The sequence below is a fragment of the Mesorhizobium sp. M7A.F.Ca.AU.002.02.1.1 genome, from assembly GCF_003998535.1.
Lineage (GTDB): Bacteria > Pseudomonadota > Alphaproteobacteria > Rhizobiales > Rhizobiaceae > Mesorhizobium > Mesorhizobium ciceri.
Genome location: NZ_RZPB01000440.1, coordinates 1 through 5,219, shown reverse-complemented (window position 1 = coordinate 5,219; position 5,219 = coordinate 1). Strand labels below are relative to the sequence as shown.

At 64.6% G+C, this 5,219-nt stretch carries 7 protein-coding genes and 1 pseudogene; 2 read left to right on the top strand and 6 right to left on the bottom strand.

What is annotated here, in order from left to right; genetic code table 11:
• A pseudogene (locus tag EN879_RS23495) lies at positions 1-250 on the top strand (GcrA cell cycle regulator); the annotation flags it as partial.
• 249 nt (positions 251-499) lie between these two features.
• On the opposite strand, the gene EN879_RS23490 reads toward EN879_RS23495, so the two are convergent.
• A complete protein-coding gene (locus EN879_RS23490; RefSeq protein ID WP_063170292.1) occupies positions 500-808 on the bottom strand; it encodes a DUF982 domain-containing protein in 309 nt (102 codons plus the stop codon).
• Between the two features lie 108 nt (positions 809-916).
• Positions 917-1,198 (bottom strand): DUF982 domain-containing protein, encoded by a 282-nt coding sequence (locus tag EN879_RS23485; protein WP_013530587.1) that lies wholly within the window; start codon positions 1,196-1,198, stop codon positions 917-919.
• Positions 1,199-1,449: 251 nt separating this feature from the next.
• On the opposite strand from EN879_RS23485, the gene EN879_RS23480 reads away from it, so the two are divergent.
• Complete coding sequence (locus EN879_RS23480) at positions 1,450-2,052, top strand: DUF6456 domain-containing protein (protein WP_063168642.1); 603 nt, start codon at positions 1,450-1,452, stop codon at positions 2,050-2,052.
• 55 nt (positions 2,053-2,107) lie between these two features.
• Here EN879_RS23480 and EN879_RS23475 read toward each other — a convergent pair whose 3' ends face one another.
• The 4 genes from EN879_RS23475 to EN879_RS39485 form a co-directional block, all read right to left on the bottom strand.
• Entirely contained in the window at positions 2,108-2,413 is a 306-nt protein-coding gene (locus EN879_RS23475; RefSeq protein WP_027160843.1) for a hypothetical protein, read from the bottom strand.
• A gap of 113 nt (positions 2,414-2,526) precedes the next feature.
• Positions 2,527-4,497 (bottom strand): acyltransferase family protein, encoded by a 1,971-nt coding sequence (locus EN879_RS23470; RefSeq protein WP_063168641.1) that lies wholly within the window; start codon positions 4,495-4,497, stop codon positions 2,527-2,529.
• 216 nt (positions 4,498-4,713) lie between these two features.
• Positions 4,714-5,007: a hypothetical protein gene (locus tag EN879_RS23465; protein ID WP_013530594.1), complete on the bottom strand. Its 294-nt coding sequence runs from the start codon at positions 5,005-5,007 to the stop codon at positions 4,714-4,716.
• Positions 5,008-5,017: 10 nt separating this feature from the next.
• Positions 5,018-5,219 (bottom strand): hypothetical protein (locus EN879_RS39485; protein ID WP_206520987.1); only part of this gene is annotated, 202 nt, incomplete at its 5' end.

Here is a 5,219-nt window from a genome sequence, read left to right as displayed (position 1 = left end):
CGCGGCCATCGGCCGGCAGCCGCATGGCGTGGCGATGCGCTTCATCGATTGCCTGTTTTCACGCTGCCGTGCGCCGCTGGATCTGACGGTGGAGGGGGATCCGGACATTTCTATTGCCGAAGAGGGGGCGCCAGGCAGCCGCCCAGGCGCCGACATGCTGTGCTGCGGCATGCGCACCGGGGCGCTGAAAAGCTATTGTACCTACCACCAGGCGCGCTTCCAGCGCCGCGTATTTGTTGCGACGGGGTGAGGTTTGATCTCTTCTCCCCCGTTCACGGGGAGAAGGTGCCGGCAGGGCAATGAGGGGCAGCGCTGACGAGGCAGGATGGAAGCTGACATGAAATTCAAGCATCCGATTCAGATGCCACTTACCGAAGCGCTGGCGCCGCCCCTCATTGCCCTGCCGGGCGTTCGCTGTTCGAAAAGCCAAGCAATTGGCTTTTCGTCCGCTGCGCGGATCACACCTCACCCCCGTAAACGGGGAGAAAGAAGCAAAGCCCTATTTCGGCATCTGCCCGCCTTGCTTGGGCGTGCGGCTCTGCATGCTCCTTGCGTCCATCGCTACCGCCGGGTTGCCCTCGCCGACCAATATGCCGGTCACCCGGGCAAAGCCGGTAAACACCTTCATGGCGTCGGCTTCGGAAATCTGGGCGGCAATCGCCGCGCTGCAGGCGTTCAACGCGCTGCGGTAGACATGGCCACGCCGCTCCAGCGGCCAGCGCTGGAGAAAATCGGCGGCTTCGCTGACGCTGTCGATCTCTTCGATCTCATCTTCCACCCGCACTTTGAGCGGCACTCCGGTTTTCATCGTACCCACGGCGTTCACCTTCGCTTTGCGCGCGGCTCCAGCTACCGCACCCATAAACGCGCCCCGCTGGGGGCCGGTTGCATCAATTTTTCGGGCGGCGCCCGCTCCTCACGGGCTAGCCACCGCATCCAGCCAGTCATGGGCGCGGCTTTTGGGCCTGTCGACCAGGATGTTCTGCTGCTTGGCCGCCCTGGTGAAGGCGTCGAACGCGATGCGCTGGCAGCAGATGCCGTCCACGGCGAGCGTAACCAGCCGGGAAGCCTCGAGATAGCCAGGCGCTGTCTTGTCGGGCCATTGGTGGCGCAGTGCCTCGGCGGCTCCGGCCACCGAACTGACCAGCATGGTTTTGTTGTCGCAAAAGCGCACGGTAACCGGCATGAAGGCTGTCATCGGCGAACCTCCCCTTGGCATGGACGCGACATAACGTCGAAAGCTCGCGCCGGTTCCATCAGCCTGGATGCCGGACGACAGGGATGCTGGCGCGGCGGCGAAGAGGCGACGACCTCCGGTTCATTGAAGGCCAACCGAGCAGCGCTCCGCTCCGCTCTGCCACCGCGTGGGAAGATGCCCGGCAGGGCCGAGGGCGCGCGAAGGATCGCCACGTGCCGGCCTCCCACCACCATCCCAACCAGGAGCCTCCCATGAGCAAAAAGACCAGACCCGCAAAACCGCAGGCGCCGAAATTGCCGAAGGGCGAGGCCGAGCAGGTGCGCATACGCCGCGAGATCGGCCATGATTTCGCGCTCAGGGATGACGCCCTCGGCCGCAAGCGGCTGGCAGCGGGCACGCTGGAGGCTGCGCGTGTCTACGAAGTGTCGAATGACGGCTACGCCGCGACCGGCGGCATCGTGCGGCTGCGCGCCATCGATGCGCTCGTCGGCATCACTTCGCTGTCGCGCCAGCAGCGCGAGGCAGGCCTGCGCTACCGCGAGGATTTCCGCTGCAGTCAGCAGGCTGATGTCAAGCCGATGCGCTGGACCGAGCGCATCGACGGCGGCCGCGAGGGCGGCGGCATCGCCGACAGCGTTCTCGACGCCGGCAGGGCCTATGCCGCCGCCACAAGAGCGCTAGGCCATTGGGAGGTGGCCGCCGTGGTACGACAAGTCTGCTGCGCGGACGGTTCCCTCAAGCGCCTGTCCGAGCAGACCGGCGAGGGCCGGAACGTGGTGACGAAGCTGCTGAAGGTGGGGCTGGATTTGTTGGCAGTGCATTACGGGATGATGATGAGGAGGCGGGTGGGGTGAGCGGCGCAAATATCCGGCCGGCGGCGCCGGCCGGATCATTTTTCACAGGATCAGATCATCGGCAGACGCGGATTTCCTCGACGATCCTGTGGTGATGGCGCCAATGCTTGACCAGTGCGATGTGGCAACGGTGGTGACGGTGGTAATAGCGCGGCCTGTAGCCGTTGTCATAGGCGTCGTACTGGTAATAAGGGCGATAGTAGCGATCGCCATAGTCGTAACCATTGTAATAATCGTCGCCGTAATAGTCGTCTGCATAGCCGCCAATGCCGATACTGATACGGCTGCGGGCGTCGGCGGGGGCGATCATCGCCGCCGCCGAAGCAATGGCGATAACCGAAACAAGCAGGAGCTTTTTCATAGCTGCCTCCTTTTCAAGGTTAGGCTAATATATAACTGCCGAGTTGCAGCCTCGTTCCACAGATTCGTAAGATGTGACGAACAATACAGACCGGGGCGCAGATGCCCAGGCGCCTAAAACAAGGCCCTCTCCAATGGCCCCGCCAGTGTCTCGGCAAAGCCCGTCGCCAGATGGTGCCTGTCACGAAACGCCAGCTTGCCTGATATGACGACGTGGCAGGAGGTCGGGCCGCAGAATTGGTTGGTGAGGTCGATGTAGCGGGTGTCGGGCACGCTGGTCACCACGGCGCGCTCGGTGGCGGCGGTGCTGTCGTTGGCGGCTTCGGCCCTTGGCGTGTCGCAGTGCGGCGAGGGTGCCTCGCGCCACCACAGGGTGCGCGCCACGCAGGAGCCGGCGAAGCTGGCGTTGATCGGCGTGTCGCGGATGACTGCCGTCTCGACACCGGCCCGGCTGAAGGCCTGCAAGGTCGAGCGCAGGCCGGCCTGCCAGCGCGCCACTTCGGCGGTGCGTTCGGCGGCGGGCAGATCGCGGGTCAGATTGCCGATGGAAAATTCGGAGATCACCACCAGGCGCGGCTTGCGGCGGATGATCTCTGATATGGCCTGCTCGCGCCAGGCGTCGCATTCGGTGTAGTCGCGCTTCAGCACCGTGTTGAAGGTGGAGAGCCGCGAGGCGCGGCACGATGATTTGAGGTAGGTGACCACCTTGGTGTCGTTGCGCCTGGCTGCTTCGATCAGCGGCGTCGACCAGTGGTCGGCGTGCGAATCGCCAAACAGCACGATGGTGCGGGTGGCATCGGCCGGGCCGAATGTGCAGGGTTTCGGCGTCACCGTTTGGAAGTCGGCCAGGCAGTTCTTGTCGACGGCCCGCGCGATGGAAGGTCTTTCGGCCGCCTGCTCGATGCCGCGCTGCTCGGGACCGATGTTGCGCGTGGCCAGATGCGCATTGGCGTAGGCGACCGCCACGCCGGCACCGGTCAGCGCCAGCGCGGGTGCGAGCGCGCGAGCGCCCACCGTCAGCCAGGCGCCGCGTCGTGCCGGGTTCTCGATGAGGTGATAGGTGAGCACCGACAGCGCCAGCGCCAGCACGCCGCAGCCCAGCCGCTGCGGCACCGTAAGATCGGGCGTCAGCATCCCGGCGTAGACGATGACCGGCCAGTGCCAGAGATAGAGCGAATAGGAGAGCGTGCCGATCCATTGCAAGGGCGGCAGCGACAAAGCGGTGGCCGGGCCAAGGACGTGCCGGTCGGTCCGCCCGTTGGTCTGTTCCCCGCAGCCGCCGCTCAGCAGCACCAGCACGGTGCCGGCAACCGGCAGCAGTGCATACCAGCCGGGGAAGGGCAGGTCCTCGCTCAACAGGCGATAGGCGGTCGCAATCAGCGCCAGGCCGAGCCAGCCAAGGGCTGGCCGCAGCCAGATGCGGTGCTGCAGCAAAGCCATGGGGACCAGCGTCGCCAGGCCGCCGGCAGCGAACTCCCAGGCGCGCAGCGGCGAGAAATAGAAGGCCCAGGCCGGCGCCGCGCTGGTCAGCCACAGGCAGGCGGCGAAGGAGGCGAGGCCGACCACGCCGATCATGGCTGCGGCCGTTCGCCGGCCCGGCCGCAGCCAGGCGGCCAGCAGAAGCAGCGCCGGCCAGGCCAGATAGAACTGCTCCTCCACCGACAGCGACCAGAAGTGGATGAAGGGATTGCTGGTGGCGTCGGCGGCGAAATAGTCGAACGACCAGCGCAGCAGCCACAGATTGATGGCATAGGCGGAGGCAAACATGGCGCCGCGCGAATAGAGCGCCTGCTCCTGCGGCGCCAGGATGAAGTAGCCGGCGGCCAGCGTGACCAGGATGACGAACAAAGCTGCCGGCAGGAGCCGCCGCGCGCGCCTGGCATAGAAGCGCCAGAGGTCGAGCCGGCCGGTCTCGCCGATCTCCTGCATGAGATGGGTCGATATCAGCCAGCCCGAGATGACGAAGAAGATGTCGACGCCGGCAAAGCCGCCGGGGAGCGCGGTGAGGCCGAAATGGTAGGCGACGACGCCGCCGACGGCGAGCGCGCGCAATCCTTGTATGTCCGGCCGGAACGATGCTGCCACGACGGCTCCCTCGTGCAAGCCCAGCCCCTGTGCAATGTCGGCGGTGCAGGCCGATATCGCAATGCAACAAATTATCGCAGTGCAACATGGCAGAAATGGGGAGATGGGCCGGGTGCCGGCCGGGCCCGATCCTTGCGTGGCTGGCTTGTCTGCACACCTGCGGCAGACGCAAAACAGCCCCGCGCGGGGCTGTTTCTCATTCGGGTTGCTGGACTGCTACTTGCTGCCGCCGTTCGCTTTCACGCTGCTGCAGAATTCGGGATGGCTGTTGGCCGCAGTGGCGTCCTTCGCCTCGTCCTCGCAGGCCTTCATCATCGCGGTCTGGTCGTCCGGCGTAAGGGCCTTCCAGGCTTTCACGAAGTCGTCGTTGCTGACCATCGTCTTCATGCTGCTATCGGTGTAGAAGGGCTGCATCTTGGCTGGATCGTCGAGAGCCGACGTTTTGGCAAACGCCGCGCCGCCGACCATCGAAAGTGCCATGGCGCCCAAGCAGATCATCTTGATGTTCATGGGTACTCTCCTATTGCTTTGGGATCGTCGAAGCAACGATCCATTGGAAAACGACAGGTTTGGGTGAAAGTTCCGGCATTTTTTGCGTAAAAAAGCCGAAACGAGGAAAAATATAGCCGAAAAACTTGAAACTTTCCCCGATTTTTCCCGTAGGAGGCGAGTTTATCGGGTCTCTCGTGCGAGACTGACCACCAGTCGATCGACGCTGGGGT